At 56.7% G+C, this 247-nt stretch carries 1 protein-coding gene; it reads right to left on the bottom strand.

What is annotated here, in order from left to right:
* Positions 1 to 247: DUF3365 domain-containing protein (locus ACLJNW_RS27480; RefSeq protein ID WP_410961723.1), on the bottom strand; the 247-nt coding region annotated here is incomplete at both ends.

Below are 247 nucleotides of genomic sequence, written 5' to 3'. Positions count from 1 at the left end.
CGCTGACGACGGCCATGGGATCGTTCTCGGCCAGTATCTGACCTTTTTGTTCGGCGATGGTTTGGTGGCACACCAGACAGGATCGATTGGCTCGCACGACCGCATAATAATATAGATACGTTTCCCCGTCGCTGGCTTTGGTGCGGTCCGCCTCGGTGCGCGTGCCGTCTTTCTTGAAGAAGTCGCGGAGCAGGTCGCGCTCGTAACTGTCTTCGTACTGGTTCTCGTGTAACAGCCGGTACTGGTA

Origin of the sequence: Salmonella sp. SAL4457 (assembly GCF_046548235.1) — a bacterium.
In the GTDB taxonomy this organism is placed as follows: Bacteria; Pseudomonadota; Gammaproteobacteria; order Enterobacterales; family Enterobacteriaceae; genus Salmonella; species Salmonella enterica.
This window is presented reverse-complemented; position numbering and strand designations above follow the sequence as displayed.